Genomic DNA, 26,249 nt, shown 5'->3' on the forward strand with positions numbered 1-26,249 from the left:
TGTGAGAAGTTGACAGCGCTGATGCAATTTTGTATCAGCGCTTTTTTTATGTAGACCGTTCATGCTCTATAATGCGGGCATGGGAGGAGGCAATGATGCGGGTTAAACAAATGGTGTTGGTGCTGTCGATGTTCGGTGCGTGGGCTTGTGCTGCTCAGGCGCAGATGCGAACCGAGGCTAAAATTTATGTCTGTCATAACGAAAACGGTCAGTTGCTATTGCAGAACTTAAACATGCGCGCAAAATGCAGCGAACGAGTGGTGCGTGTGGTTGAACCGATGCCCCGTTCGCGTGTGTCACCGCAAATGAGCGACCCTCAGCCCGCAAATGGCGCGATAATCGCAGGTGCGCAGGTCTCACCTGAAGTGCAACAACATCGAGATGCTTCACGTAGACAGATTTTGGAGGGGGAGTTGGCACAAGCGCAGTCCATACTCAACCGTTTGCAAACAGAAACGCGTCATACATATTCAACGTCATTGGATAAAGATTTGAAAAAAAATTTAGCCATGGCACAAGCCAACGTCAAAGCTCTACAACGCGAAATTGCTCAGATAAAAGGCATGACCGACAACGACCTCCGTTTGGTGACTAACTAATATATGGCTCAATATTGCAAATGACCCGCTCAACAATCAAACCCTCTCCAGTGGCTCCCATAAACCTAACGATAGACGCCTTACAAAATGCGGTGGCGGTACTCGACGTTCAGGCGCGTGTTCAGCAGCTTAATTCGGCTGCGCAAATGATGTGGGGCAGTACCGTGGCTCATGCGCAAGGGGTTGGTATTGGACATTGGTTTGAGCAGGATGAGACGTTAACTAAACTGTTGCAACATATGTTGCTCGGCAAGAATGAAGTTTGTCGTGGGGTTTTGCGTCTGTTGCGTGTGCGTGACGACATGAGCGACAGCGTACTGGTTCATGTCATTGTCTCGCCGCTGCATGAGCTGTCGCCGCTGTCCACGGTGGAATACTATTGTTTAGAATGCCATCAGTTGGGCGCGTATGAAAATGTCAACCAAGATGCGCAATGGCGCGCCCAAATGCACAACTATCAATTGCTCATGCGCCAATTGGCTCACGAAGTGAAAAACCCACTAGGGGGCATTCGTGGCGCGGCGCAATTGTTACAAGATGAACTACAAGACAGCGCGCCTGAGTTGATGGAATACACTGAAATGATGATTGCGCAGGTCGATCGACTCAAAAACATGGTTGACCAGTTTCTTGTCCCTTATCGTCAAGGTGTGGGGCAGGCGAAAGGCTTAAATATCCATGAAGTGTGTGAAAGTGTCTATCGTTTAACGCAAATTGAATTTGGCACACAAATTGTTTTGCAGCGCGATTATGATGTCAGTATTCCTGACGTGCGCGGTGTGGCCGACTATTTGCAACAATTGCTGCTCAACTTGGTACAAAACGCAGCGCAAGCGGTTTTGCGCCAATGCACAGAAACGCCTAAAGTGATTATTCGCACACGGGTTGCGCGTCAATGTGTGGTGAATCAAGTCATGCAGCCGATGATGATTGAATTGTCGGTCATTGACAACGGCCCAGGTGTCTCGCCTGAAATTTATGACACTTTATTTTTGCCCATGGTTAGCCAACGCGAGGGGGGGACGGGCTTGGGCTTGTCGGTTGCCATGCAAATTGCACAACAACATGGCGGTACAATTGAGGTACATAGCCGCGTTGGGCATACACAGATGCGAGTGTTGTTGCCACTGGCCTCCAGTTGAACCATTAATTTATCTTTTGCGTAGGGAATATGAATGGCTTACGGACTCAATGACCGTCCCACTGTTTGGGTGGTTGACGATGATAAAAGCATCCGCTGGGTGCTCGACAAAGCCTTGCAAAAATCGCGTTTGCCGTATCGAATGTTTGCAGATGGGCAAGAAGTCCTCGATGCCTTGAATCATTGGACGCGCACGCCTGAAAACATGCGCCAAGCGGGCGATTACCCCGCGTTACTATTGTCGGATATTCGCATGCCAGGTGTCTCTGGCATTTCGTTATTGCGCGACTTTAAACAGTTCGCCCCTGATGTGCCCGTCGTCATGATGACCGCCCATGCCGATTTGGAGAATGCCGTAAGCACCTTTCAAGAAGGCGCGGCAGAATACATTGCCAAACCTTTTGACACCGAAGAGCTGATGGCGTTGCTCAAACGATTTTTGCAACCCGTGACCCAAACGACAACTGAAAGCACTTCCGAGCAAACGCAATTTGGTTTATTGGGTCAAAGCCCCGCGATTTTACAAATTTTGCGCACCATTGGCCGTTTATCTGCCACTCAGGTGAATGTCTTGTTGACAGGCGAAACGGGCACAGGCAAAGAGCTGGTTGCGCGAGCGATTCATGCCACCAGTCGCGGTCATGACGCACCTTTTGTCGCCATCAGTACAGCCGCTATTCCCGCGCACATGCTCGAGTCCGAATTGTTTGGGCACGAAAAAGGTGCTTTTGTCGGTGCCAGTCAAATGCGAGCAGGACGGTTCGAAGAAGCGGCTGGCGGTACTTTATTCTTAGATGAAATCGGCGACATGCCGCTGGATTTGCAAGCCCGTTTGTTACGGGTGCTATCCGAAGGGGTGTATTACCGAGTGGGCGGCAATGCCTTAATCAAAACCAATGTGCGCATCATCGCCGCCACCCACCAAAACTTAGCCGCACGGGTTGAGCAAGGTTTATTTCGGTCGGATTTGTATCATCGTTTAAATGTGATTGGCATTCATCTGCCGCCTTTACGTGAACGAGCAGAAGACATCCCTTTACTCATGCAGCATTTTTTACAACAAGCCGCACATGATTTAGGTTTAAGTGCAGCAAAAATATTGTCCGAATCAGCGATGAACATCTGTCAAAAAGCCACTTGGCTCGGCAATGTGCGTCAGTTGGATAATGTGTGTCGTTGGTTGACGGTCATGACGCCGACTCAAATCATTAACGAAAACGATTTACCAAATGAGTTATCAGCATTGCCTGCCTTACCTCAAGATTCGGAAGCGGCAAGCCAGCCTAGCGTGTATTGGCAAGAGGCTTTGCGCTTAGCCGTGACGCAGGCACTTACAGATAAACAACCTGCCGTGATGCTTAAAATGCAAGAGCAGTTTGAGCAAGTGGTGATTGGCGAAGCCTTGAAATTTACGCACAATCACCGCCAAAAAGCGGCGGAATTGCTCGGTATTGGACGCAATACAATCACAAGAAAAGTCAGAGATTGATTAAATCTGCTGAATCTATTTTTTATAGATAGATTTTGTTTAATTCTTTTTTTCTCTTGTTTTTAAAAGTCCCATTTGTTCTGGGTAGAATCCAGTGACTTCAGCATATTCGATTGACAATTGAATGAGTTCTTCCTCAATCGTCTCTTTGACCATGCGGTAGTGTAAAACGCCGACTGTTTTTGAAGCGTAATCAATTGTGGCAACGCCAATCGGTATATTGGCGGACTTCGCGATGTGATAGTAGCCCATATGGATATAAGGCTTATGACGACGAGTGCCTTCGATGGCGATGGCGAGCCAACAATTATCTTCTTTCAGAATGGCATTTTTCAATGTCGTGGTCAAATCAAGGTTGCCATCGCGTTTGATGCCAATGCCGCCGAGTGCTCGCATCAGCCAACCGACGGGTGGATAAAACCAAGTATGTTTGGCAACCCATCGCGGTTTGAGGCGAACGGCGAACTTCCATAAAAGCCCCATGGGAAAATCCCAATTGGATGTGTGTGGATAGACAATATAAATGCCATGTTTGTTTGGAGGTGGTGTATAAGCTGTTGTCCAGCCAAGTTTTTTTAGAATTTTTTTAGAAAGCCAACTCAACATATTGTGCCTTTTAAGTTGTGGAAGTGTACGTGTTCTACCGTATGACGCATGACAAATTAAGCAGATGGCATGGCATTTTTTTGACTGTTTTGCCATTCCAGCAAAATAGGCGCAATCGCCTCACACCGAGCCTGATGCAAAACAGCAGGAATTTTAGCAGGTTCGTTTTGCCATTGTGTCACTAAAGGCTGAATGTCCATATCTAAAACACGAGCCAATAAAGTTTTCCAAGCCTCAAACCACGGCGTTGGGTGATTGGGGTAATCACCACCGCGCCCACGGGTGTCGGCCTGAGTGCACAGCAGCATGTCTTGAAAGCGCTCAGGGCGGCGCAGCGCATCGGTGCGCTTGAAAACGTCGATTACTGTACCCGCCGTCAGTTCGGGTAAGTAGTAAAAAGTGGTGTGGTCCAGCGCGACCATCTTGGCCAAATCAGTGCAGGCGCGGGGCGCACGAATGCGTGTTGATAATGCCTGCGTCAACGGCACACCGCGCGCCTCATGACCTGTGTGGCGCGGTAAAATATCAGCGGGTGTATTGCCTTTACCCAAATCGTGACACAACGCCGCGTAACGTGATTCAAGGCTCAAATTCATGCGCGCGCTCATATCCAAAACCATCATCACATGGATGCCCGTGTCAATTTCAGGATGATAATCGGCGCGTTGAGGCACGCCAAATAAAGCATCGACCTCGGGTAACCATTCGCGCAGCAAGCCACATTCGCGTAAAACTTCAATCATGCGCGACGGTTTGTTCTCCATAAGGCCGCGCGCGATTTCTTGCCAAATCCGTTCAGGTACAAGTGCAGCGGTTTCACCAGAACTCACCATTTGTTTCATCAAAGTCATGGTTTCAGGCGCAACGGTAAAGTCAGCCCAACGCGCAGCAAATCGTGCCACACGCAAAATGCGCACGGGGTCTTCGCAAAATGCGGGTGATACGTGACGCAATACTTTGTTTGTCAAGTCCGCCTCGCCTTGGTAAGGGTCAACCAATTCGCCTAGAGCCCCATTGGGCAAAACCTCTCGTGCCATGGCATTGATGGTTAAGTCGCGACGAGCCAAATCGTCTTCGAGGGTGACATCAGGCGCGTAATGCACAGCAAAGCCAGTGTACCCTTGTCCAACTTTACGCTCCGTGCGTGCTAAGGCGTATTCCTCGTGCGTTTCAGGATGTAAAAAAACGGGAAAATCCTTGCCCACAGGTGAAAAACCCGCCGCTAACATGGCCTCAGGCGTGCCGCCAACAACAACATAATCCACATCGTTGACCGATGAGCCAAGCAGCGCATCGCGTACTGCGCCGCCGACTTGGTAAGTTTTTGGGGTGGAAATAGTCATACGTCTTTATTTTGAAATGGCGAGAAAGGTTTGGTTCATTGGGCAATAGTGCAATAGAAGCCCTGCATTATAGAACCAAACCCTTTGTTTGGTAAAAACGATGAGTAGTTTTAGTTAAGGTGTGAGTACGGTATTGCGCTGGATATAACCTATCAACCTAAATAATTCAAGTACTTTTCAAGACCAAAAATACCGAGTGAGGTGGAAAAAGACAGGCGCAGAGAAAATAATCGAGTCTAAGCGGTCAAGCATACCGCCATGCCCTTCGATTAAGTTGCCCCAATCTTTGATGCCGCTGTCTCGTTTGATGGCCGACATGACCAAACCGCCAAAAAAGCCCATGATGCACAATATAAATGACATTAAAGCTGCTTGGACTGGTGTGAAAGGTGTGAGCCAATAACAAGCCGCACCCAATAAAGTTGCACTTAAGACACCGCCGATAAAGCCTTCCCATGTTTTAGAGGGTGATAGTTTTGGGGCAATGGCATGTTTACCGCATATTTTCCCCCAGATGTATTGCAACACATCACTGCCTTGGACAATTAGAATCAAGAAAGCAACCAACTGAATGTTATTTGTAAAGCCATTTAATTTGAGGGTGGTTATGGCGGCCACATGGCTAATAAAAAACACACAAATCATCAAACCCCATTGAAACTTAGCGGTACGTTCCAAGAAGCGAACAGAATCGGCGGTGAATAAAGTTAAAATAGGCGTTAAGAAAAAGATGTAAATGGGTATAAAAATCATATACATCCCATACCAATCAATGCTGATTAAATAATATTGCATTGGAATGACAGCATAAAGTGCCAAGCGAATAGACCAATAATCGCCCCGTCGTTTGTAGAGCAAGGCGATGTATTCAGTGAGGGCCACTGCTGAAATCACAGAAAAAAGGAGCAAAATCGCGTAACGCCCGAGGATGGCACACGCGAGTAAGATAAAAGCCATAACCCACCACGCATTGATGCGAGCGATTAGGTTGTCAATGACCGCATGAGGTTGTCCAAGCGCAACTTTCCAGCGCAGGACGTAGGCCACGCATGAAGCGACAATCAAAATGCACGCCACAATGAGCATTAATCGTTGGAATTCTGCCGAGATTTGAATCCAAGATAACATAGGTTCTCTTTCTATTTAAGATAGGGTTGTTATATAAATCAAGAGCAGTGTTTGCCCGAAGTGCGACAGTAAAAAATATCGAATCAAGCGGCGCGTACCTTTTAAGCGTTCGGTCGTGGAACGCGTGGCTTGTCCTTCACCTTGTTTTTTTAAAAGTCCAAGTTGATACAAGCCTTCATCTAGTTGAACGAAATCGATGCCATTGTCGATGGATAAGCCTAAAAAAAGGCGGGCATCAAATAAAATGCGAATGCTCAGATATATGTTAAGCAGTCCCCACACTATCATCACGACGCTAAATAAATGGGATAGCCGTGCTACAGATAACACGCCCAAAACGGTCATGCCAATGCCCCACACACAAACAGGCCATAGACTATTTAAAAAATGAGCGAGGACGTTAAATAGCGGTTGTTCTTTTTTAATCATCAGACTGACTCAAATAAAAATGCAATGTGGCAAGTTGCTGTTCCGAAAGCACCACTTTTGAGACATTGGCCTCAATCAAAGCCAATGCCGTCGGCACATCTTTCATGTGTTGACGAGACACCAGCCAATAAAGCACCGTGATAATCGAGCGAGAAAACCCCAGCGCACAACACACATGGACATTGCGCGTGTCGCCGAGAAGGCTTTTGTCAATATAAGAAGCGGCTTGTTGTATTTGCAGCAGCGATGGGCAAATTAAATCGAGGCAAGGGCTGCAATGCGCTGGCGTGCAATGTTTAGGGATGGCCATTTCTGCGGCTAAACTGACAAGGGTCGGGCGATTCAAAGAACGCCATTGCTGATACGTGGGCAGGCGACCGACGGATACGCGCGTCAGAACTGGATGGCTTAATCGAAGACGACGAGTCCATAAAAATTGGTTAAGCCGCGCCGCGAGAAGGTAAGGCGCAAACAAAACTTGAGCCGCCCACTTCATTCGCCCCAAGTGATTGATTTGAAAGCCATGAACATCCAACGCCAAATAATTAAGTGCAACCAAACCGAGCGATACAGAGGGCCACAATAACCACAGCCCTGCACCCTTGAACCAGCAAGCCAATAATGCAGACACCAATGCGGCCAATGCGTAACGCAAACCAAGCGTTATGCGTTTTGGCTCTTGGGTTCGATGCCATGATTGAAACATCGATTTAGTTTGTTCCAATGGCCAAAGCCATACACACAGCACCCCAACAAGTGCCCCCGTTGGCACATCAATAAAGTGATGTTGATAGGTTGTCAAAACGGATACACAAATCAGTGCAGTCCAAATGTGAACGAAAGCTCGCAGATAAGGCGAGCGCACCAATCGTCGATACAAATCCCACATGATAATCGCAAGGGAAATGTGTAATGAAGGCGCTTGATTAAAAGGCTTGTCAAAATCTCGTAGGGCATTAAACAGCAAAGCGGGCGCACCACTGACCTCGGGCGCAGTAAACGAATATTGCAAAGGAAACAAGACAAAACAAGTGACAGAAATGAACTGTGCGCTCAACAACCTCAGAACATGCCGTTTAAGCTCGTGCTGAGTTCGAACAACAAACAAAGACAGCGCATAAAAAAGATTAAGGCTCCAATAAGGAAAAATCGTCCACGCCAAAAAAGGAGTGTGCCGCTCCCAGTCAAAAACAAAAGAGGGCACATCAATTTTTTGCGAGGCCCAATAATTACTCAGACCATAGCTGGAATAAAACACACTGCCCAATAATGCCAGCCATGCCAAAGAGCGACGCCACGTCGCGCGAGTCTCAAGTGTTTTCATTGCAGATTACAATTTACAATCGTTGCGCCAACGAAACAGTGAAAATACCGTCACTGTCAATCAACTCATTTAATTTTTTAAAACCGACTTGCTCGACCAACTGATCCATTTCGGCTTGATTTCGACGGCGCATGACCCATGCCTGATGTCCACGGTGGCTGGTTAGTGCGCGAGCAATTAACTCAAGCTGAGGATGCCAAGGTTGATTGGTATAAATCAAATAACCGCCCGCTGGCACGGCTTGAGCCAAACCATCCAGCGAAGTGCGCAGGAGCTGGTTATCTGAAAACAGCTCGTATAAGCCTGACACCACAGCCAAGGTCGGTTTGGGCGATGTTTGGGCAATGCTCTCTTTGTCAAAAGCATCGGCTTGAATGAATTGAGCGATGTCTTGTAAACCTTTTTCTTGTATCAAGCGACGTCCATCTTGCACATTGATGTCACTGTAATCTCTAAGCGTAATCGACTGAATCGCCTCACGATGAGCCAAGACCCCATCCATGATGTATCGACCATGACCCGCCGCAATATCCAAAATGTGAATGTCCTTTTGCGTCGCTCTTAAAGAAGCTATGGCCGATGCCAATAGCATTTCGATGTGAATCTTACGCTGGCGAATGCCGCGCCAGCCAGGCGAGTTAAGGTACTGTCTATCAATAAGACGACCCAATGCCGTTTTGCCAGTGGCTTGATTGCGGTACACGTAGTCCAAAGTGCTGCCAGAATCAAAGCCTGTTTGGTGCCCCAAACGAATACCCGTTGATAACCAACCGCCCAATTTTAAACTCAGGCGTGTGAGCTTCCAATATATGCCACGCAACGAATGCGGCGGCAGTTCTGCTGACAGCTCTCTTGCCTCATCGGCGGTATAACCGTACTGGTCTGCATGGTTAAAGTCGAGGCTGTGAATCGGTTGAGCGAACAATTGTTGGACAAAATCCTTAATTTTATGGACGGCAATATATCGGTCTTTTTCGCCCAAAGTGTCATGGAGAAAGCCTGATAACACATGCTTACTTTTGATTGGACTGGCCAAGTTGGCATAAAAACGGTCTTGAGCTTTGCGTTTAACCACCCAGTCATTACCAGAAATAAGCAGTTGCACAGGCGTCGTGATTGCTTGGGCATCGTTCACAACACGTTTAGCCGCTTGATACAAGCCTAACAGCACATTCACAGCAATTGGACGCGTGATGAGAGGGTCTGTGTCATACGAGTTCACCCGCTCTTGGTCTTGAGTTAAAAACTTCGCTTTGACGTAACTGTTCACGAAGAATAAACCACGCAACTTATAGAGCAAGCCCAATCCCTCTTTTGCAAAAGGCACATACAATTTAATGTCAAAAGCTGGCGAAGCTAAACTCATGCCGCGAATTTTGGGGGCGTAATCATGAACCCATGTGCTGACTAAAACCGCACCGACGCTTTGGGCAATAATAAACGTGTCTTCTAAAACCACTTGATGGGCTGCGCCCAAGTGCAGCATAAAGGTCTGCACATCATGCACGGAAGCCGAAAAACTCGGGCTATAACCACGCACACCCGATGAGCGGCCATGACCGCGCGCATCCCAAGCAAAAAACTCAAAGTCAGGTAAATCAAGCTCATCGACCAAATGCATCATGCGCTCAGAATGCTCATGGCCTCGATGAAACAAGACAATACTGCCCTTCGGCGTGTCCGTTTGCGCTGGAAAATGACGATAGTAGATTGATGTATCGTCATGGCTCATAAACTGGTGTTCATTGAATGGACGTGACATAAAAAATCCCATGTTAAATTTAAATAGAGCGAGCTTCTTGTAACGCTTTTGTCGCACGATTGATGATGGTCAAAACCACCATAAGAGCCAATACAGGCAATATCCAAGACGACCATTGAGGCAGCTTATCCGTCAAGCCAATCCAAAGTCCCAAAGCACCAAATACAAAAGCCCTGTCGCTTTTGCCCATAGGCCCGTCATAACGTCGAGACGCGCCAATGGTCACAGCTTGTACGCCAATGAACTCAGAGATGATGGATAAAATAATGACGCACGCAATCCAAAATGCTTGAAAAGGCTGAATAATCGCCAATGGCAGATATAAAGCAGCATCAGAAATAACATCCGTCAACTCGTTAAGTACCGCCCCCAACTTACTTTGTTGCCCAAACTCTCGCGCCAACATCCCATCAATTGCATTAAAAGCCATGCGTATGAAAAACCAAATGGGTAACAGCAAAAAAGCGCCTCGAGGCAAGGGCATGAAAAACAAAGCGAAACCAATGAAAACGGAAACAAGGCATGCGGTCACTGTGACTTGGTTGGCTGTGATGCCGTTTTTATAGAGTTTTGTCACCAATGGGCGCAGCGCGTTTTGAAAAAGCGGTTTGATTTTATAAATGGACATGTTTTTAGTGGGGGCAACTTTAAATTAGCTTATGTTGTTCTTTGTTTATAGAAAAGATAGTAAAGTATAGTGATTTAATGAACGTATTTAAAAAAATAAATATTGTTATTTTGAAAATTGATGGCCTAAAATTTTACGTCAATAGTTTATCATCAACCTATTTGATTGTAAGGGCAAATATAAATTGATTCTAATAAATAATTTGAGCTGATGTCTTTTGGATTGATTTCATTAAGGTTTATAAATTAATTTTTGAGAGGTATTTTGATGGGCTCTAATCAATACGTAATCAACAAATAAATCGACTTTAAATAAAAAATATGACTGAAAACATTAATTTTTGGCGAGATTCCTCAATCCCTTTCATTGAGGTGAGGTCTGTCGCAGATGGGCGAAAAGTATGTTACGAGAAACATAGTCACGATACTTTTTCTATCGGCGCGGTGACTGCAGGTTACAGCCAATATGTCGGTGAAAATTTTTGTGAGAATATCAGCGCTGGAACGGTGGTGCTAATGAATGCGCGCGAGGTACACGCTTGTAATCCAATCAATGCTCATCCTTGGTCATATATTATGTTCTATGTTGATTCTTCTTGGTTGATGCGCTTACAACATGATTTAGGGATAGCGACAGGCTTGCAGTTGCAAAAATTTGAATCTCGGATTAGCCATGATCAAGAACTATTTAAGGGCTTGTTATCATTATACGAGACCTTGATAGATGACAGACACGACGTATTATTTAAGCAAAGTGAGATATTAGAGTTCTTCGTTTTACTGCATGAAAAAAATAGATGTGTTCCCGAGCTTCGACAGACGTTTAATCCAAAGCTTAAAAAAGTTGCTGACTTTATAGCACAAAGCTGTACTGATAAACTGACTTTAGATGTTTTATGCAGGGTTTCAGACTTAAGCCCTTTCTATTTGATACGAGCATTTAAGTGGCAATATGGCATGACGCCTCATAACTACCTTATTAATTGTCGAGTGCAGTATGCTCAAACTCAACTTAAAAATGGACGAAGTATTGCTGATGTCGCTTTGGATGCTGGTTTCACTGACCAAGCACATTTTCAAAGGGTATTTAAGCGCATCGTTGCAGCTACCCCTAATCAATACAAGGGGTGCTAATGCGTAACAATTTCGGGTTAATTTGATTGTTGTGACAAATAAACAGCGCTTGTTAATAATAAAAAACCCATGAATCGATTAAACCAGCGAACTTTTATAGGTTCATCCAAATAATGTCGTAAAAAACTACCCGCATACGCCCAAGCGGCCAGGGAGATGTAACACACAACAAAGTAAATGATTGAAAATTGGATGATTAGTTTTGTGTCACCTGCTGTGGTAAAAGCCCCCATTCCAGCGACTGCTGCAATCCATGCCTTTGGATTGAGCCATTGCATCAGAGCACCGTCACTGTAAGAAGGTGCTCGTTGATTTGTGTTTTTTTTAAGGCTGCCATCATCTTTAAATAATTGAGTTGCCATGTATACAAAAAATATCACGCCGAACCATTGAATATAAAAGGTGATATGAGGCAGGTGGCTAATTATTTTATGAAGCCCTAAACCAATGAAGAGTAATAAAAGTGTAAACCCTATTGTAGCTCCTGTTACATGCCGCATGGTGCGATTGAAGCCGAAGCGTAATCCTGAAGCAAGGGACACAAAATTAACAGGGCCTGGAGAAATTGAAGCCGCGAGAGAAAATGCAAACATAGATAAAAACAAAGAATAAGTCATAATTCCTCCTATTGAATGAAAGGCATCTTATTGTTTTTCCTTGTTTAAATATTGAATAAAATTGCTGTTTATAAATTTTTTTAGGATAACTAGAGTTATGTTTCTTTAAAACTTCAACAAATATCAAGCAGTCATAAGGTCTAAGCTTTATCAACGCATGACAGCAAGAGCGATACAGGTTAAAATGCCAGCCTCCAAAAAAATGCACTTCGTGTTCGGCGAGTGCATTTTTATATTTTATTCAATAAGTGCCCCATGACTACACACGCTTCACCCAAAAAAATGAGCCTCAATCCGCAGCAGCAGCAAGCGGTCGACTACCTCGAAGGGCCTTGCTTGGTGCTGGCGGGGGCGGGTAGTGGCAAGACGGGTGTGATTACCCAAAAAATCACCCATTTAATTAACAATTGCGGTTATGAACCGAAGCATATTCTGGCGGTGACCTTCACCAACAAGGCTGCGAAGGAGATGCAAGAGCGTGTGGCGAAGCTCATGGATGGCGTGCCTGTGAATTTGAAAGGGTTGACCATTTCGACGTTTCATTCATTCGGTGTCCACTTCTTACGTGCCGAAGCCAAACACTTGGGTTTAAAAGAGAAATTTTCGATTCTTGACCAAGACGATTGTTTTTCAATTTTGCAAGAGTTGTGTGCGACCACGGACAAAGCCTTAATTAGAACCATGCAAAGCACGATTTCTTTGTGGAAAAACGGTCAAATCACGCCTGAACAAGCACTTAAAGAAGCCAAAGATGAGCAAGAGCTGCAATTTGCGCGGGTGTACGCCAATTACAATGCGACGATTAAGGCTTATCAAGCCGTAGACTTTGACGATTTGATTCGTTTACCTGTTGAGTTGTTGCAAAGCAATGACGAGGTGCGCGACCGCTGGCAGGCGAAAATTCGTTACATCCTCGTTGATGAATATCAAGACACCAATGCCGTGCAATACCAACTGTTGCGCCAGCTTACGGGTGTGCGCTCGATGTTCACCGCTGTGGGCGATGATGACCAAGCAATTTATGCGTGGCGCGGTGCGACCTTGGATAATCTGAAACTGTTGCAAACCGATTACCCGCGCTTAAAGCTGATTAAGCTCGAACAAAACTACCGTTCCACCGAGCGGATTTTGAATGCAGCCAACGCCGTGATTGCGCACAATCCGAAGCTGTTCGACAAAAAATTGTGGAGTGAGTACGGCGAGGGTGACCCGATTCGCGTGATTCCGATGGCGAATGAAGAGGAGGAAGCCGAGAACGTGGTGATGCGTTTGCAGGCGCATAAAATCGCTAATCATGCCCAATTTGCGGATTATGCCATTTTGTATCGTGGTAACCATCAAGCGCGGGTGTTTGAACAAGTGCTGCGCAAGGAACGCGTCCCGTATGTGCTTTCAGGCGGACAATCCTTTTTCGAACGCGCCGAGATTCGTGACATCATGGCGTATTTTCGCTTGCTCAATAACATCAATGACGACCCCGCTTTTATTCGAGCCGTCACAACCCCGAAACGTGGCATCGGTGCAGCCACGCTCGAGCACCTTGGTCAATACGCTGGGCGACGTGATATTTCATTATTCGAAGCGGTGTTTGAAACTGGTTTTGCGAGCATCTCCACGCCACGTCAACTGGGGCCTTTGCTTGAATTTGTTGAGTTTATCAATGAATTTGACGAACGCGCCGCGCGCGACGAAGCCCCTGAAGTGCTCGATGATTTAATCAAAGCCATTGGCTACGAAGTGTATTTATTTGAACACTTTGATGAGCGACAAGCACAAAATAAATGGAAAAACGTAGTTGACTTCATGGCATGGATGAAACGCAGGGCAGAGGACGGCGACAAAAAACTCTCCGAAATTATTCAAAATATGGTGCTTATGTCCATGCTGGACAAGGGCGCTGAAGAACATAATGCGGTGCGCCTATCGACCTTACACGCTTCTAAAGGCTTGGAATATCCGCATGTGTTTTTGGTTGGAGTTGAGGAGGGCTTATTGCCGCACATGTCGCGTGAAGACGTACTCGAAGACCCCAATCGCGTTGAAGAAGAACGGCGGCTGATGTACGTCGGTATCACCCGTGCGCGTAAAAGTTTGCACATCACATGGTGTCAAAAACGCCGCCGTGGGCAAGACTTTGAAAATCGTGAAGCCTCGCGTTTCATTAAAGAAATGCAGCATGATAAAGATGCTAAACGTGAAAACTTAACCGATGTGCCACAAATCACGCCTAAACAACGGATTGAAATGCTCAAGGCATTGCTGGCAAAACAAGCGGGGCAACAAGAGTTACCTTTGAAAGATTCTGCAACAGAAAAAGAGGGTTAAGAAGCCTCTTTTTTTGGAAATGAGTAAGAATAAGCAAATCATCTCGTGACAAAAAGCGCGGTGCTTAAGCTTTACGTTCTATGATGACGTCATGTTTGTTTAATCCACCTAAGGCTTCAAAGATTGCCTTGAAGCCTACTTGGATGTGACTGTCTATACCCAAGCATTGTGAACTTAGACTTTCAGGCTTGGTATGAGCCGCAAGGTAGCCTTTGAGCACTTTTTCCACACGCTTAAGATTACGCAGCTTTATCGCATGTCATTTGAGTCGATTGAATGTGATATAAATTTCTGGTAAACTCGGAAATCGTAGCACCTTGTTGTGCGCTGCTTAAGCGCTACCAGCTGATATGAGAGGGCTGATTAAGAGGGCTTGCTACAACGTCAACGCGTCGGCCAAGTACACGACAAGCGTTTCAGGTTCTCACCTTTGAAGTGTTTTTTACAATCTACAGAAGAGCGTTTCGCGTTCTATCTATCTTGTCCGTCGGCTGAGACCGATATCTTCAAGCATTGCGGCACTGACGCACGAAATCATGCCCGAGGCCACCCACTGGTCAACTTGTCAGTAATCCCGCATCGGTGAGCTGAGGCTGTTGCCTCACACTTTTTTCAACTGGAAAAAAGGAGTCCTCCCTATGTCACAAATTTCCCAATCAAACATGCTTGCGCCTAATGACGCGCAGGTGCCGCCGTTTCATCCAAAAGCAGTGTCGGCTGCCAATCTGGTGTTGTTGGCATTGCTTAGCGTATTCGGCGCAGTCATTGGTATTCAACTGCTCGTCACGTTGGGCGTGACGCCCAATACTTCAATCATCGGGGCGTTAATTGCGATGATTCTGGCGCGCATTCCGTTGCAGATGTTGCGTGAATACCGTTCGATTCATGCGCAAAATTTGGCGCAAAGTGCTATTTCTGCGGCCACTTTTGGTGCGGCGAACAGTTTATTGTTGCCAATTGCCATTCCATTCCTGATGGGGCGCGCAGACTTGGTGTTGCCAATGTTTTTGGGGGTGGCGCTGGCGATGCTGCTTGATGCCTACATGTTGTACCGCATGTTCAACACAAAGGTATTTCCTGCTTCAGGTGCTTGGCCTCCAGGTGTCGCCGCGGCTGAAGCCATTAAGGCGGGCGACAAAGGCGGCAAACAGGCGGCTTTGTTGGGGGCTGGCATGATGCTCGGTGCGGTTGGCTCTTGGTTCAAAATTCCCATGTCGGCTTTTGGCACGGCCTTCATCGGCAATATTTGGGCTTTGAGCATGTTCGGCATCGGTTTACTGCTGCGAGGTTATGACCTGCGGCTGTTCGACTTTGATATCAGTAAAGCTTACATTCCTCATGGCATGATGATAGGGGCTGGTCTGGTGGCGTTGTTTCAAGTGGGAGCCGTGTTGTTTAAGAAAGCCAAAAAGGTTGACGCTCAGGATGAAGCGCTCAGTCGCAGCAACGTTGGCAAGACGCTGCGCTTGGGCGCGATTGGCTATATTGTGTTGGCTGCTGCTGTGTCCCTAATCGGTGGACTTTACGCTGACATGTCGCTTCCGATGTTGATTGCTTTTATTTTTTACGCTGCATTTGCGGCCTTTGTTCATGAGTTGATTGTCGGTATTGCGGCGATGCATTCGGGCTGGTTCCCAGCTTTTGCCGTGGCGTTAATCACTCTGTTGTTGGGTTTGTTGCTGGGGTTTCCAGTCCCCGCGTTAGCTGTTTTGTGCAGTTTTTCGGTGGCCACTGGTCCCGCTTTTGCAGATATGGGCTATGACTTGAAAGCTGGCTACATCTTGCGTGGGCGAGGCACGAATCCAGTCTTTGAGCTCGAAGGTCGCAAGCAACAGTTGATTGCGGCCATACTTGCCTTTCTGATTGCGATACCCGTTGTCTATATTGCTCATACCATTTATTTTCCACAGGGCTTGGTACCTCCCGTGGCTAAGGTTTATGTGGCCACTATCAATGCTGGCGTTACACCTGGTATCGCATCCTCATTATTGCTATGGGCTGTTCCTGGGGCATTGATTCAGTTGCTCGGTGGCCCAAAGCGGCAACTGGGCGTGCTGTTGGCGACGGGGCTGTTGATTTTTAATCCTATGGCTGGTTGGGCTGTCGGTGCGGGTATTGCGTTGCGCGTCATCATCGAAAAGATGGGTGGCTCCAAGGCTCGTGGTTACATGGAAGTATTTGCTGGTGGCGTGATTGCTGGCGACGCATTGTTTAGCTTCTTTAACGCCACCATTAACGCCAAGTTTGGCAAAAAATAGCCCCTATGATTGTTCCCCTCATTGCATGACTTGATGCTGTGAGGGGCTTCTTACTCAATTTATTTCAAACGCTAGGAGTATGCTCATGAGCCTTGCACAGACTTTGCGGGTATTTGAATTACTTGACAGTGCTTATGCGAGCGGTCAAACGGTGGTTGACTTGCTGGCGTCGTATAGCAACGTGATGGTGACGACTACTCGGTTCAGTGGCACTAAAGGCGGGACGGATTTTGTTCGTATAGTGATACCAGGTGCTGCTGGTAAACTCATTGGTGGTGACGCACCTACGTTGGGTATCGTCGGTCGACTGGGTGGTCTTGGTGCGCGTCCCTCACGCATTGGTTTGGTGTCAGATGGCGATGGCGCAGTGGCGGCTTTGGCCGCTGGCTTGAAACTGGCACACATGCAAACCCAAGGCGATGGCCTGCCTGGTGATGTCGTTGTCGCTACTCATATCTGTCCTGATGCCCCCACTCGTCCCCATGAGCCTGTTGATTTCATGGATTCCCCCGTCGACACCGAGGATATGAATGCACAGGAGGTCAGTGCCGATATGGATGCGGTATTGTCAATCGACACGACCAAAGGCAATCGCATCATCAACCACAAAGGCTTTGCAATTTCCCCTACCGTCAAGGAGGGCTATATTCTGCGAGTATCCGAGGATTTATTGCGCATCATGGAGATGACATCGGGCCGCGCGGCGGTCACCTTTCCAGTGACGATGCAAGACATTACACCTTATGGCAACGGTGTCTATCACCTGAACAGCATCTTGCAACCATCGATTGCCACATCGGCGCCCGTGGTTGGCGTGGCGATTACGGCGGAAAGTGTGGTGCCCGGTTGTGGCACAGGTGCCAGTCATGAGATTGACATCGCGGCAACGGCCCAGTTTGCGGTTGAAGTGGCCAAGGAATTTACGCGCGGCTCCTGCCAATTTTATGACTCGGACGAATACCAGAAGCTGCTGAGCTTGTACGGTTCGCTGGCGCATTTTCAACGTCGACAATAGCACGAAATCACCCATTCGGCCTCTTTACAGAGTACTAGACAGATGTTTTTTTAGGAGTACCATGAAACTTTTATTGTTGAGCAATTCTCGCAGTCCAGATGGCGGTTATCTGACGCATGCACATGAGGCCATTGCCGAAATCGCAGGTGCGTGCAAACAGGCGGTGTTTATTCCTTTTGCTGGGGTAACCGTTGAATGGGATGATTATTTGCATAAAGTACAAGAGGTGTTTTCTATACTCGGTATTGATGTGCAGTCTGCACACTGCGTAAGCAACCCAGTGGCTTTATTGGAGCAGGCCCAGATTATTGTGGTAGGCGGTGGTAATACCTTCAATTTGCTCAAGCATTGCCGTGAGCTTGGTCTGCTGCCAGTGATTAGCCAACGGGTGTTGGCGGGCGTACCCTACATTGGCTGGAGTGCGGGGGCCAACTTGGCTTGTCCCTCCATTTGTACCACCAACGACATGCCAATAGTCGATCCCAAAGGGTTTGATGCACTGGGTTTAATCCCGTTTCAGCTCAATCCGCACTATACCAACGCCTCGCCCAATGGGCATCAGGGGGAAACGCGTGACCAGCGTATTGCGGAGTACCTTGCCGCCAATTCGTCACAATGCGTGCTTGGTTTGCCAGAGGGCGATTGGCTGCGCATAACCGATTCAGCTGTTCAGCTCAATGGCTCTTGGCCAGCACAATTATTCGAGGCAGGAAAAGCACCGCAAACGCTGACTTCTCCTGCTACGCTTTATCTTGATGCAATGAGGCTTAAGCCTTTCGTTCGCTGATGACGTAATGCTTGGTTAAATCATCTAAAACTTCAAAAACTCCTTTGAAGCCCGCTGGAATCACCACTGCGTCTCCCACCGTGAATTCGCGTGTTTCACCGTCTTCGGCAATAATTCGACCTCGACCCGCCGTCACAAAAAAATACTCATCTTCTGTTGCGCCCATTTCGATGCGCCATGCGCCGACTTCACTTGACCAAATGCCCATGTACACTTCGCCGCTGTTGTTGGTGAAGTGGTTCCAAGTGGTGCGTTTGGGCTGGCCTGACACGATGCGGTCGGGGCGTGGATGATCGTATTCTGGGGCAGGAGGTGTATCGGAAAAAAGTTGAATGCGTGCCATGGTTTGTCCTCTATGTTATGTCTGCACGAGATGGGCAGAGTAGGCGTATACAACAAATACAATCGTGAAATACAATCATAACGTGATTGCCGATTGACATCAAAAAGTGGGTGCGGCGATTGTGGAAAATGGGTGGTGTTTATTGTGGGGTGTAGCTCAAGCGCACATAAATGGGCGCGTAAGGCTCGGCTTGTGTGATTTCAAGCAGGGATTCGCGAGACAGCTCGAGCATGGCGATGAAGTTGACGACCAGCACGGACTTGCCTTGTCCATCGGCGATGAGGTCGTTGAACAGTTCGCCAAACTCCATGAATTGACGGTGCTGCAATTGACGCAAAATACTGGTCATAAACTCGCGCACCGATAAGGTCTCGCGCGTGATTCGGTGTTTTTGATTGAGTTTGGCGCGTTTGAGAATGTCCTGCCAAGCCGACTTGAGGTCATCCAAGTTGACTTCAGGTAATGCGCGTTCAACGGTGTGGTCGATGTCCACTAAGGCGCGTTGAAAATCACGACCAAGCACGGGCAGTTGTCCCAGTCCAAAGGCGGCCAGCTTAATTTGTTCGTATTCGAGTAGGCGGCGCACCAGTTCGGCGCGGGGGTCTTCAACTTCTTCACCCGTATCTGATTTTTTGACGGGGAGCAGCATGCGCGATTTAATTTCGATTAGCATCGCCGCCATCAGTAAATACTCGGAAGCCAGTTCAAGATTGGTCTTGCGAATTTGGTCAACATAAATTAAATATTGTGTTGTGACCTGTGCCATGGGGATGTCAAGAACGTTGAAATTTTGCTTGCGAATCAAGTAAAGCAATAAGTCCAACGGGCCTTCAAATGTCTCAAGAAAAATTTCCAGCGCATTGGGCGGGATGTATAAATCTTGCGGCATATTGAACAGCGGTTCGCCATACAGTCGCGCAAATGCCAAACCATCCACCACATCGGGAGTGGTGTCTGGCTTTGCATTTAGAAGAATGGCTTCGTCTAATGAGACGTTGTGTTGCGTCATTATGTTTGGTTGAGTGTGACTATTTTATTAATTATAAACATAAGGTTTTTGGGCGACGCTGGCTTCTTTGAATTCGCGTTGCAAGCGCAAATCTTGAGGCTTGTCCCATAAGCGGGCGCGACCTTGACGCTGTTCTTGTTCAAGTTTGGGTTCTGTGTTTTTGAGGTTTTTCAAAAACAAAGTGATGTCGGATTCATAACGCGCCATTTTATTGCTCCAAATGCTAAATTGATGACAGGAATTGTTTACAATGGAGGCTATTTTTTTTGCGCCTCAATTTCCCGCATCATTTTACTCGAAAACTTTGAGGGCGGGCGCGCGTTTTGATGGTGTTTTGATGTCTTAAAAGAGTGCTTAGGTCTCTTTTTCTTAATCTTTTGTTATTGGAATTGTCATTTTGAAGTTGTTTTTTTGTTCATCGCAACAACGCCAATTGCGCGTTGTTCCAATATTGCGCCGCTGGTTGAACCAACTGGCAGCGGTGTTATTGTGGGTGGGCATGGTGCAAGGTGCGTGGGCCAACAACTATAAAGTCACTGTGGATGCGCCGAAAGAGGTGAAAGAGACTTTGCAGTCTTATTTGGATATCGTGCGCTATCAGACCCGTGAAGACATCCGTGATGAGTACTTGGATTTTTTGATTGACCAAACGCCTGAACAAGCGGCGAGTTTATTGGCGACTCTGGGGTATTTTGATGCACGAACTGAGGTGGTTCACAATAATAAAGAAGACGATGGTGCGAAGCCTGATTTGACGGTTAAGGTGTCGGTCGGTTCGCGTGTCATGGTCGAGAGTGCGAAGCTCGAAGTGCAAGGTTTAATTAAACAACAAGACCCTAAACGCATTAACACCTTAGAATTTGACTGGTCTTTACAAGAGGATGAGCCGTTTACCCAAAATGATTGGAGCTTGTCGAAAACGTTGCTTTTGCGCAAAACTCAGTCGGAGGCTTATGCAGCCGCTCGGTTCTTGAAGACTAAAGCATATATCGATCCCGATACAAAAAAAGCCCAACTTTCAGCCACGTTGGATTCAGGGCCTTATTTTACGCTCGGTGAAATTGATGCGGCTGGCTTAAGACGTTATCCAGCAAGCGTTGTGAAAAATGTCAATGTCATCAAGGTCGGTGAAGCCTACAATCGCCAAAAATTATTGGATTTGCAAAAACGTTTGCAAAATTTACCTTATTTTTCAAGTGTTTTAGTCGATATTGAGCAAAATCCAGACGATGCGCAGTTGACGCCAATTAAAGTTAAAGTCGTGGAATTGCCAACCCAAAATTTCACGGGTTTGCTTGGCTATGGTACCGACGCAGGCTATCGAGCCAATGTGCAATACAGCCACTACAATGTGTTTAAACGAGGTTGGATTTTTGATACCAAGTACGATTGGCAGCAAGAAAAACGCACAGGGACGATGTCTTTGACGACGCCCCAAAACTCAAAGCATTTTGCTTGGAGCTTGGCGGGCAAAGTCGAAGATGATTTAACTGTGGATGTTCCTTGGCGAGAGTCGCAGATTGGTTTGCACTATGGTCGAAAACTGGAGCGCACCGCTCTTTCGTATGATTTAGATTATTTTCATAGTCGTTTTGGTGATTTCAATACTCATGCGACGGTTTTGGGCGTGTCATGGACTAAAAATAATGTGGACAACCCAGCTTTTCCGCGCAAAGGTTATGCGATTGAAACCTCCATCGGTGGCGCGTCTAAAAATGCGGGCTCAACTGCTAGTTTCTTGCGCCTTTATGGTCGTTATCGCTATTTCATTCCTTTTCTTAAAAGTGACTCTCTTCTTTTGCGTGCAGAGGCGGGTGCGGTTATTTCAAAAGACAGTATCTTTGATGTGCCTTCGAGCCTCACCTTTTTTGCGGGAGGAAGCAGTTCTATTAGGGGTTACTCGTATCAGGCGATTGGTGTTGAATATGACGGCGAGACGGGTTTCCCAGGGCAGTATTTAGGCACCGCTTCAGCCGAGTACACGCATTGGTTCAATAAATCATGGGGGGCAGCGGCTTTTTATGATGTGGGTACGGTCACCAACAGTTTAACCGATGTGAAGTTGTATCAAGGTTTTGGTTTAGGTGCGCGTTGGCATAGCCCTGTGGGGCCGATTCACTTTGACTTGGCGTATGGCTATCCGCGTAAAAAATTATCCCCACACATTTCAATTGGGATTTTGTTCTGATGCGTATGTTAAAAAATCACGGATTTTGGTTGAAAGGCCCATTTATTCTTGGACATGAGTCGGGAGGTGAACCGTTGACCTCCGATATTTTGGATGCGCCAAGCGCTTCAACTGTATCTGGCGAAAACACGCCCAAACCCAAAAAAAAGACGCGCTGGTGGCGTTATGTGTTGATGTGTGTCGTTCTTGCGCATGTGTTGGTTATTGGTGCGGGCATTGTCATGATTCAATCCGAGTCGGGGACAAAAAAACTATGGGCGATTGCAAACACCTTAACCAACGGTCGTATTCAAGCCGATTGGAATTCTGGCAGCCTCGCCAAGGGTGGCTCAGCGAGTGAAATTAACATACATCTGGCACCGTCGGTACACGTAGACATTCGCCAACTCTCAGGCGAGTGGTCTTGGGATGTGTTTCCGTTCAGATGGAATGTGGCTCATTTAAAAGCCAATACGATAGATGTGACGCTATACCCACAACCCGACGACAATACGCCATTGGATAAAGTCACCTTGCCTTTGGCGCTTGATGTCAAACGGTTGCAAGTCAATACCGTTAATTTAATCAGTGGTTTAGATACGACGGTGTTAAGCGATATCGACGGCGCGCTGTCAACGGATGGTCGACACCATCAGATTAACTTGGCCCAACTGACGCAAGGCTCGGCTCATTACAATGGGCAAGTCGATATCGATGGCGTCCGCCCTTTCCCCATTAAATCTAAACTTCAAGCGACTTCGGAATACGAGGGGCATGATTACACGATAGATGTAGCCGCAACGGGCGATTTTTATGATTTGATGATAGACCTGAAAGCGAGCGGTGGTTCTCAAGCACAACCCTTGACAGGTTCAGCTCAACTGGAACTGCAGTTGCTTGATAATTATTACATCCATCAGGGGCAAATCAACATCACCCATTTGAATCCATACGCATTTTGGGACAAATTGCTCAAAGCCGATTTAGACATCACGTTTGTTGCCGCGCGTCAGGCGGCCGAAGTGAAGTTAAAAGCAGGTTCAGCCAATCGTCAGCCCGCCGAGGGCAGTTGGAAAGTCATTAATCATGCGCCCGCGCCCCTATCGGATTTTTCTTTGCCAATTGAACAGGCAACGGGCAATTTTAAACTCACAACAGAACAACAAGACATCAGTCAAATTGATTTATTGCTCAGTCACAATGGGCGCATCACAGGTGCAGGGACGTGGAAAGACAAGCAAGGCGATTTTAAGCTCGCAGTTAAAGATTTCGATTTGAAAAATGTCCATCCCAAAATGATGTCCACTCGTCTGTCTGGACCACTCGACTTGGATATTACAAAAGGCAACCAGCACATTCTCAGCACCTTAAATAATAGTGGAGGCAATAACCTGCAACTATTTGCAGATGTCAACATCAATAAAGAGCGGGTTGAAGTCAAGCAAGCCCGTGTGTCTGGTCAAGCCAATGCCAAAATTGAGTTGCAAGGCCAACTCAAATACACAGAAGGTTTGCCTTTCGAAGGCAAAGCGCAGTTGTTGCAATTTAACCTAGCCGAGCTGGGGGCGTTCCCAAGCAGTCGTTTGGCAGGGAATTTTGATGTGAATGGTGTCATCAAACCCGATGTTAAACTCAATATTAAAGGCGTACTAAATGACAGCGTCTGGGCAGGTGTGCCCGCCCAAGGGCGAGTGGATGTCAGCTACAACGCACCCGATACTTTAGCAGCGCGTGAGTTGGATGTGGCGATTGGCGTCAATAAATTTTTTGCTAAGGGTGAGATGGGCATCAGCAAAGACAGCCCGAATAAACTGGCCTTTAACATCAATGCGCCGAATTTAAGCCAATTGCAATTTGGCTTTGGTGGCAGTCTCATGGCGAAAGGGGATTTAACAGGCAGTTTATTTCATCCCAGAGGCGTGGTCGATGCCACTGCAACCGATTTGAAAATAGGGGCGCAAGCCGTCCGACAAGCCGTCCTGAAGGGTGAATGGAGTTCGGGAGCGCAAGCCCCAATGAACGTGCAGTTGGATGTGCAGGGCTTCGGCAATGATTTGATAAAGTTGGATACGCTAAATCTTAACGTCGCGGGTACGCAAGCCTCGCACCAATTTAACGGTAAATTGCAGGGGCGTGTTCTGATTGTCCCAGAGGGCAAATCTACAGAAACTGTTAAAGATGGCAAGACGTTAAAATTGACAGGTCAGCCAGCCGTACAATGGATTTTAAACGCGTCCGCACAAGGCAGTGGTAGCTTAGTTGAAACAGGTTGGCGTGGACAAATCAATCAATTTATCAATCAAGGACAGCCGAATATCCTCTTGCAACATCCCGCGCAGGTTGCATTTGAACAAGGCGAGTTGCAGTTTAAAAACCTCGATGCGCAAGTACAATCCGCGCGATTGAGTGTAGAAAGCCTGAATGTGATGGGCGCTCGCATCAGCAGCCGTGGCCGCATCAATAATCTGGTTATTCCAGAATGGCTCACTTGGCTCAACATTAAATTACCGTTTTACAGCGACATGAGCATTAAAGGCGAATGGGATATGGCGATGGGCAACTCGCCCACGGGTGGTTTTAGGTTCGAGCGTGAAAAAGGCGATTTGTGGCTCGATAAGCGGCAGAAAAACACCATCGCCCTTAGTCAGCTCGTGCTGGATGGGCGTATGGCTGGGCGCAACTTGAATCTCACTGGCAATTTAGACTCCGAACGCTTGGGTAAGGTCAATAGTAGTGGATACATTGGTTTGGTTGGCAGTCCATCGGGATGGGTGATAACCAATACGTCTCCTGTTAATTTGACTGCTCAGGCGCAATTGAATCAATTGGAGCAATTTAACAGCCTTCTAGGCGCCAATATTCGCCTTAAAGGACAAATGCAAGCGGATATGCGTGTCGGCGGCACGGTCGGTGCGCCCGTGGTCAGTGGCATGCTGACGGGGCAAAATTTAGATGTGTTGCATGTTGAGCAGGGCTTTCGCCTTAAAGACGGTGTGGTGCGTTTAAAATTGACCGATACCGCTGTTGACTTTGAACAGTTTGACTTCAACGGTGTGGAAGGTCGGTTGTCGGTTCGAGGCCAAGCATCATATGGCGCGGGCGGACGATTGTTGACCGCACAAGTGTCAATGGATAAATTGCGCCCATTTGTTCGATTGGATCGTCAGCTTGTTTTAAGCGGGCAAGCCGAGCTGGGTTATGATGGTCTTAATCAGTTGGAAATCAAAGGCAAGATTCGTGTGGACAGGGCGTTGATTGACATGCCGCCCAGTTTACCGCCCAGCTTAGGTGATGATGTCGTGGTGTGTGCGAAAGACCCAGCCAAGTCAATTAAATGTGATGCTAAGGATAAAGATAGCCCTGAAAGTCCATCGGGTATTGTGCCAAGTGTGAATTTGGTTGTAGACCTTGGTGATAACTTCCGCTTCAACGGACAAGGTGCCGATGTAAAGTTGGCGGGTAGTTTGAATTTAGAGGGGACCAATGGTTCACCACTGCGGGCAAAAGGCGTGGTACGGATAACCGACGGCACATACAAGTTTTATGGACAAATACTCACCGTTGAACGTGGTTTAATCACATTCCAAGGCCCATTGGATGACCCCGCACTTAATTTATATGCTGCGCGTACCATCAGCGCCGCTGAAGTGGGGGTTGAGTTGACGGGTACTTTAGCAGACATTCGAGCGCGTTTGATTTCGACACCTGAAATGCCCGATGAAGAAAAACTCTCTTGGTTATTGTTTGGTCGTTCATCGAGTAACTTATCAACGGGAGACGGCAGTGCCATTGCTGGCGCGGCTGCGATTCTATTGGGCAGCGACAAGGGTCGCCAAATTACCGAAAAACTCGGCATTGACAGCTTCAATTTTGGTTCATCTGAAAATGGTTTAACGGGCACAGTTGTCGGTGTTGGTAAACGACTGTCTGATCAATTTTCGGTGTCGTATGAGCACGGGTTGAATGCGGTTGCGGGCGTGGTTAAAATCACATGGAATTTATCGCGCCACTGGCAGTTGTTGTTCCGTGGTGGCTCCATTAATGGTGCAGATGTGCAGTACAGCCGACGGTTCGATCGACTCTAATAAAACATAAATTTATATCGAAAACCATTCTAAGGCCGTTTTAAAACCATGTGGCATCCGC

General features: G+C 47.1%; 21 protein-coding genes. 10 read left to right on the forward strand and 11 right to left on the reverse strand.

Translation table 11 applies throughout. The annotated features are described in order from the left end of the window. Positions 1–92 precede the first annotated feature (92 nt). From DFR44_RS00595 to ntrC, 3 genes are read left to right on the forward strand one after another with little or no spacing between them, the layout of a single operon-like run. Positions 93–599, forward strand: coding sequence for a hypothetical protein (locus tag DFR44_RS00595; RefSeq protein WP_133618764.1), 507 nt, complete (start codon positions 93–95; stop codon positions 597–599). A gap of 20 nt (positions 600–619) precedes the next feature. Next, positions 620–1,741, forward strand: a complete 1,122-nt coding sequence (gene glnL / locus DFR44_RS00600) for a nitrogen regulation protein NR(II) (RefSeq protein WP_133618765.1) — start codon at positions 620–622, stop codon at positions 1,739–1,741. A 33-nt stretch (positions 1,742–1,774) separates the two neighbouring features. Next, complete coding sequence (gene ntrC / locus DFR44_RS00605) at positions 1,775–3,229, forward strand: nitrogen regulation protein NR(I) (protein WP_133618766.1); 1,455 nt, start codon at positions 1,775–1,777, stop codon at positions 3,227–3,229. 39 nt (positions 3,230–3,268) lie between these two features. On the opposite strand, the gene DFR44_RS00610 is transcribed toward ntrC, so the two are convergent. The 7 genes from DFR44_RS00610 to DFR44_RS00640 all read right to left on the reverse strand — a co-directional run bounded on the left by DFR44_RS00610 (position 3,269) and on the right by DFR44_RS00640 (position 10,449). Beyond that, positions 3,269–3,835, reverse strand: coding sequence for a 1-acyl-sn-glycerol-3-phosphate acyltransferase (locus tag DFR44_RS00610; RefSeq protein WP_162845102.1), 567 nt, complete (start codon positions 3,833–3,835; stop codon positions 3,269–3,271). 56 nt (positions 3,836–3,891) lie between these two features. Further along, positions 3,892–5,178 (reverse strand): multifunctional CCA addition/repair protein, encoded by a 1,287-nt coding sequence (locus tag DFR44_RS00615; protein WP_133618768.1) that lies wholly within the window; start codon positions 5,176–5,178, stop codon positions 3,892–3,894. 177 nt (positions 5,179–5,355) lie between these two features. Further along, positions 5,356–6,306 (reverse strand): phosphatidate cytidylyltransferase, encoded by a 951-nt coding sequence (locus tag DFR44_RS00620; RefSeq protein WP_133618769.1) that lies wholly within the window; start codon positions 6,304–6,306, stop codon positions 5,356–5,358. A gap of 15 nt (positions 6,307–6,321) precedes the next feature. Beyond that, a complete protein-coding gene (locus DFR44_RS00625) occupies positions 6,322–6,735 on the reverse strand; it encodes a hypothetical protein (RefSeq protein ID WP_133618770.1) in 414 nt (137 codons plus the stop codon). Then, complete coding sequence (locus DFR44_RS00630; RefSeq protein ID WP_133618771.1) at positions 6,728–8,059, reverse strand: phosphatase PAP2/dual specificity phosphatase family protein; 1,332 nt, start codon at positions 8,057–8,059, stop codon at positions 6,728–6,730. The genes DFR44_RS00625 and DFR44_RS00630 overlap by 8 nt, the downstream gene beginning before the upstream one ends. Positions 8,060–8,072: 13 nt before the next feature. Further along, positions 8,073–9,821 carry a bifunctional alpha/beta hydrolase/class I SAM-dependent methyltransferase gene (locus DFR44_RS00635; RefSeq protein ID WP_133618772.1) on the reverse strand — a complete coding sequence of 583 codons (1,749 nt, stop codon included), beginning with the start codon at positions 9,819–9,821 and terminating at the stop codon, positions 8,073–8,075. A gap of 19 nt (positions 9,822–9,840) precedes the next feature. Next, complete coding sequence (locus tag DFR44_RS00640; RefSeq protein ID WP_133618773.1) at positions 9,841–10,449, reverse strand: CDP-alcohol phosphatidyltransferase family protein; 609 nt, start codon at positions 10,447–10,449, stop codon at positions 9,841–9,843. Positions 10,450–10,769: 320 nt separating this feature from the next. Here DFR44_RS00640 and DFR44_RS00645 point away from each other — a divergent pair, with 320 nt between their 5' ends. Next, positions 10,770–11,582: an AraC family transcriptional regulator gene (locus DFR44_RS00645; protein ID WP_133618774.1), complete on the forward strand. Its 813-nt coding sequence runs from the start codon at positions 10,770–10,772 to the stop codon at positions 11,580–11,582. A gap of 17 nt (positions 11,583–11,599) precedes the next feature. Here DFR44_RS00645 and DFR44_RS00650 read toward each other — a convergent pair whose 3' ends face one another. Continuing rightward, positions 11,600–12,199, reverse strand: coding sequence for a LysE family translocator (locus DFR44_RS00650; RefSeq protein ID WP_211336867.1), 600 nt, complete (start codon positions 12,197–12,199; stop codon positions 11,600–11,602). A gap of 255 nt (positions 12,200–12,454) precedes the next feature. Here DFR44_RS00650 and DFR44_RS00655 point away from each other — a divergent pair, with 255 nt between their 5' ends. From DFR44_RS00655 to pepE, 4 genes are all read left to right on the forward strand, one after another. Next, positions 12,455–14,524: a UvrD-helicase domain-containing protein gene (locus DFR44_RS00655; protein ID WP_246011998.1), complete on the forward strand. Its 2,070-nt coding sequence runs from the start codon at positions 12,455–12,457 to the stop codon at positions 14,522–14,524. A gap of 638 nt (positions 14,525–15,162) precedes the next feature. Next, a complete protein-coding gene (locus tag DFR44_RS00660) occupies positions 15,163–16,782 on the forward strand; it encodes an OPT/YSL family transporter (protein WP_133618775.1) in 1,620 nt (539 codons plus the stop codon). Positions 16,783–16,867: 85 nt separating this feature from the next. After that, positions 16,868–17,797, forward strand: coding sequence for a DUF1177 domain-containing protein (locus tag DFR44_RS00665; protein WP_133618776.1), 930 nt, complete (start codon positions 16,868–16,870; stop codon positions 17,795–17,797). Between the two features lie 61 nt (positions 17,798–17,858). Next, a complete protein-coding gene (pepE, locus tag DFR44_RS00670) occupies positions 17,859–18,584 on the forward strand; it encodes a dipeptidase PepE (RefSeq protein WP_133618777.1) in 726 nt (241 codons plus the stop codon). Here pepE and DFR44_RS00675 read toward each other — a convergent pair. From DFR44_RS00675 to DFR44_RS00685, 3 genes are all read right to left on the reverse strand, one after another. After that, positions 18,565–18,927 (reverse strand): cupin domain-containing protein, encoded by a 363-nt coding sequence (locus DFR44_RS00675; RefSeq protein ID WP_133618778.1) that lies wholly within the window; start codon positions 18,925–18,927, stop codon positions 18,565–18,567. The genes pepE and DFR44_RS00675 overlap by 20 nt on opposite strands. Before the next feature lie 139 nt (positions 18,928–19,066). Continuing rightward, on the reverse strand, positions 19,067–19,936 hold the full coding sequence (locus DFR44_RS00680) for a segregation and condensation protein A (RefSeq protein ID WP_133618779.1): 870 nt from the start codon (positions 19,934–19,936) through the stop codon (positions 19,067–19,069). A gap of 27 nt (positions 19,937–19,963) precedes the next feature. After that, positions 19,964–20,143: a DUF3460 family protein gene (locus DFR44_RS00685; protein ID WP_133618780.1), complete on the reverse strand. Its 180-nt coding sequence runs from the start codon at positions 20,141–20,143 to the stop codon at positions 19,964–19,966. A 190-nt stretch (positions 20,144–20,333) separates the two neighbouring features. Between DFR44_RS00685 and DFR44_RS00690 the strand changes: the two genes are divergently transcribed. After that, positions 20,334–22,124, forward strand: coding sequence for an autotransporter assembly complex protein TamA (locus tag DFR44_RS00690; RefSeq protein WP_133618781.1), 1,791 nt, complete (start codon positions 20,334–20,336; stop codon positions 22,122–22,124). After that, positions 22,124–26,188, forward strand: coding sequence for a translocation/assembly module TamB domain-containing protein (locus DFR44_RS00695; RefSeq protein WP_133618782.1), 4,065 nt, complete (start codon positions 22,124–22,126; stop codon positions 26,186–26,188). The genes DFR44_RS00690 and DFR44_RS00695 overlap by 1 nt, the downstream gene beginning before the upstream one ends. Positions 26,189–26,249 lie beyond the last annotated feature (61 nt).

It is taken from the genome of Hydromonas duriensis (assembly GCF_004363775.1).
GTDB lineage: Bacteria > Pseudomonadota > Gammaproteobacteria > Burkholderiales > Burkholderiaceae > Hydromonas > Hydromonas duriensis.

Bases quoted from the DNA above. Each gene is read 5' to 3' on its own strand.
- DFR44_RS00595 (WP_133618764.1), top strand. From the start codon at position 93: ATGATGCGGGTTAAACAAATGGTGTTGGTGCTGTCGATGTTCGGTGCG.
- glnL (WP_133618765.1), top strand. From the start codon at position 620: ATGACCCGCTCAACAATCAAACCCTCTCCAGTGGCTCCCATAAACCTA.
- ntrC (WP_133618766.1), top strand. From the start codon at position 1,775: ATGGCTTACGGACTCAATGACCGTCCCACTGTTTGGGTGGTTGACGAT.
- DFR44_RS00610 (WP_162845102.1), bottom strand. From the start codon at position 3,835: ATGTTGAGTTGGCTTTCTAAAAAAATTCTAAAAAAACTTGGCTGGACA.
- DFR44_RS00615 (WP_133618768.1), bottom strand. From the start codon at position 5,178: ATGACTATTTCCACCCCAAAAACTTACCAAGTCGGCGGCGCAGTACGC.
- DFR44_RS00620 (WP_133618769.1), bottom strand. From the start codon at position 6,306: ATGTTATCTTGGATTCAAATCTCGGCAGAATTCCAACGATTAATGCTC.
- DFR44_RS00625 (WP_133618770.1), bottom strand. From the start codon at position 6,735: ATGATTAAAAAAGAACAACCGCTATTTAACGTCCTCGCTCATTTTTTA.
- DFR44_RS00630 (WP_133618771.1), bottom strand. From the start codon at position 8,059: ATGAAAACACTTGAGACTCGCGCGACGTGGCGTCGCTCTTTGGCATGG.
- DFR44_RS00635 (WP_133618772.1), bottom strand. From the start codon at position 9,821: ATGTCACGTCCATTCAATGAACACCAGTTTATGAGCCATGACGATACA.
- DFR44_RS00640 (WP_133618773.1), bottom strand. From the start codon at position 10,449: ATGTCCATTTATAAAATCAAACCGCTTTTTCAAAACGCGCTGCGCCCA.
- DFR44_RS00645 (WP_133618774.1), top strand. From the start codon at position 10,770: ATGACTGAAAACATTAATTTTTGGCGAGATTCCTCAATCCCTTTCATT.
- DFR44_RS00650 (WP_211336867.1), bottom strand. From the start codon at position 12,199: ATGACTTATTCTTTGTTTTTATCTATGTTTGCATTTTCTCTCGCGGCT.
- DFR44_RS00655 (WP_246011998.1), top strand. From the start codon at position 12,455: ATGACTACACACGCTTCACCCAAAAAAATGAGCCTCAATCCGCAGCAG.
- DFR44_RS00660 (WP_133618775.1), top strand. From the start codon at position 15,163: ATGTCACAAATTTCCCAATCAAACATGCTTGCGCCTAATGACGCGCAG.
- DFR44_RS00665 (WP_133618776.1), top strand. From the start codon at position 16,868: ATGAGCCTTGCACAGACTTTGCGGGTATTTGAATTACTTGACAGTGCT.
- pepE (WP_133618777.1), top strand. From the start codon at position 17,859: ATGAAACTTTTATTGTTGAGCAATTCTCGCAGTCCAGATGGCGGTTAT.
- DFR44_RS00675 (WP_133618778.1), bottom strand. From the start codon at position 18,927: ATGGCACGCATTCAACTTTTTTCCGATACACCTCCTGCCCCAGAATAC.
- DFR44_RS00680 (WP_133618779.1), bottom strand. From the start codon at position 19,936: ATGACGCAACACAACGTCTCATTAGACGAAGCCATTCTTCTAAATGCA.
- DFR44_RS00685 (WP_133618780.1), bottom strand. From the start codon at position 20,143: ATGGCGCGTTATGAATCCGACATCACTTTGTTTTTGAAAAACCTCAAA.
- DFR44_RS00695 (WP_133618782.1), top strand. From the start codon at position 22,124: ATGCGTATGTTAAAAAATCACGGATTTTGGTTGAAAGGCCCATTTATT.